The 2,242-nt window shown below is 60.0% G+C and carries 3 protein-coding genes; 1 reads left to right on the forward strand and 2 read right to left on the reverse strand.

What is annotated here, in order from left to right:
- The coding region (locus tag A2I95_RS32500; protein WP_367153182.1) for a calcium-binding protein at nucleotides 1-397 on the forward strand (397 nt) is incomplete at its 5' end.
- 84 nt (nucleotides 398-481) lie between these two features.
- Here A2I95_RS32500 and ppk2 read toward each other — a convergent pair.
- Together ppk2 and A2I95_RS32510 are read right to left on the reverse strand one after the other, a co-directional pair.
- The gene (gene ppk2 / locus A2I95_RS32505) at nucleotides 482-1,399 is read right to left on the reverse strand and encodes a polyphosphate kinase 2 (protein ID WP_027257951.1); all 918 of its coding nucleotides are present in this window, start codon (nucleotides 1,397-1,399) and stop codon (nucleotides 482-484) included.
- A 215-nt stretch (nucleotides 1,400-1,614) separates the two neighbouring features.
- A complete protein-coding gene (locus tag A2I95_RS32510; protein WP_027257950.1) occupies nucleotides 1,615-2,073 on the reverse strand; it encodes an Lrp/AsnC family transcriptional regulator in 459 nt (152 codons plus the stop codon).
- Between the last annotated feature and the right edge of the window lie 169 nt (nucleotides 2,074-2,242).

The following is a 2,242-nucleotide window of genomic DNA, read 5'->3' on the forward strand; positions in this document are numbered from 1 at the left end:
CGACGAATTGAACGGCGGCTCGGGCAACGACACGCTGCGCGGCAACAACGGCGCGGATGAGCTGAATGGCGGCGGCGGCAATGACAAGCTGTTCGGCGGCCGCGGCAAAGACACCCTGGACGGCGGCAGCGGCAACGACAAGCTGGCCGGCAAGGGCGGCGGCGACCTCTTCATCTTCAGCGGCGGCGATGACACCGTGAGTGATTTCAACCCGGATGCCAGCGGCGAGCGCATTGATCTGAGCGCGGCGACAGGCATCACTGGCTTCAGCGACCTGATGAACAATCACACCAGCCAGACCAATGCCGGCCTGCTGATCAGCGACAGCGATGGCGACAGCCTGCTGCTCAGCGGTATCACAGAGCAAGAGCTTCAGGCCAGCGACTTCCTGTTCTGACCCTCACCGGACAACCGTGGAAAGGGCGCGCCTTGGCGCGCCCCTTCGCAATTTCAATACCGGGAGCCAGGCCCTGCGCAGACCTCAATAAACTTTGGGCACATACAATTCGTCCGGCAGCACCTGGCGCTCGTAGTCGGGGTTGTACTTGCGATCCGGCAGATCCACTTTCTCGTGCTGCACCTCGTCATACGGGATCTTGGTCAGCAAGTGCTCGATGCAATTCAGCCGTTCACGCTTTTTATCATTGCCTTCAACGATGTACCATGGCGCCTCTGGAATATTTGTGCGCTTGAACATCTGCTCCTTGGCTTTGGTGTACTGCTCCCAGCGGATCCGGCTTTCCAGATCCATCGGCGACAGTTTCCACTGCTTCATCGGATCGTGAATGCGCATCATGAACCGCAGCTGCTGTTCCTCGTCGGTGATCGAGAACCAGTATTTCAGCAGGATGATTCCCGACCGCACCAGCATCCGTTCAAATTCCGGAACGTCCTGGAAGAACTGATCGACCTGATCGTCGCTGGCAAAGCCCATCACCCGCTCGACGCCCGCGCGGTTGTACCAGGAGCGGTCGAACAGCACGATCTCGCCCCCCGCCGGCAGATGCGGTACATAGCGCTGGAAATACCATTGGCTTTGCTCGCGGCGGTTCGGTGCCGGCAGTGCGACCACCCGCGCCACCCGCGGGTCCAGCCGCTGGGTGATCCGCTTGATCACCCCACCCTTGCCCGCCGCATCGCGGCCCTCGAACAGGATGCAAACCTTGGCGCCGGAATTCTGCACCCAGTCCTGCACCTTGATCAGCTCCGCCTGCAGTCGCAGAAGATTGCGGAAATAGATCTGCCGGTCGAGCATTTCCGGATGCTGCTCGCGGTAAATCTTGCGGATCTCCTGGCTCAGCATCGGCTCCGAGAATTCAATCTCGATATCCTCGTCCAGCGTGTCCTGCAGCTCCGCTTCCAGCCAGTCCAGGGATGCGGTCTCAAATTCGCGGGTCACGGGCAGGGTTCCTTCCTTGTCAGGTCGTGCAAACGCCGCCTTATACGGGCGGCATGTGACTGTTTGATGTCACTGCGCCGAGGCAGCAGCTAGCAGCCGCTGTAGCATGGGGTCCATCCTGCGGCCCTGGCTGCATCTTCCCCCAAGGCAACCGGAATTTCCAGCGTGGTTCAAGAGTAAAAGCCCCCGGCCCGGCGATAAGCATCAGAGCCGCATCAAACCGGCAGCGCCGTGGTCTTGAACACGGTGCGCAGCGCAAAACTCGACTGCATCTGCGCCACCCCCGGCAGCCGCGCCAGATGCTGGCGGTGGATGCGGGCGAAATCCTCGGTGTTCTCCGCCACCACCTTAAGGATGTAATCCGCTGTGCCCGCCATCAGGTGGCACTCCAGCACATCCGGGATTCGCGACACCGCTTTTTCAAACGCGTCCAGCACTTCATCCGCCTGGCCTGACAGGGTGATCTCGACAAACACCGTGGTCGGCACGTTCATCTTGCGCGCGTCCAGCAGCGCGACATAATCACGGATGTACCCGTCCGCCTCCAGCCGCTGCACCCGGCGGTGGCAGGCCGAGGCCGACAGGTTCACCCGCTCCGACAGGTCGGCGTTGGAGATGCGGCCCTGCTTTTGCAACACCGAGAGAATGCGACGATCTGTTTCGTCCAGCGACATTTTGCGAAGATCCTTGCTGTGTTTCACCTGTATATGCGAAGAATCTTCGAAAGGCATGTTTTTCTTCCGCCCAAAAAAGAAGCACATTTTGCAGCGGCTGCGGCAAAATGCCCGCAGAGAGTTTTGAGGAGATACTCACATGAAAATCGGCTGCCCCACCGAGATTAAA

The organism is Leisingera sp. F5 (genome assembly GCF_001593695.1).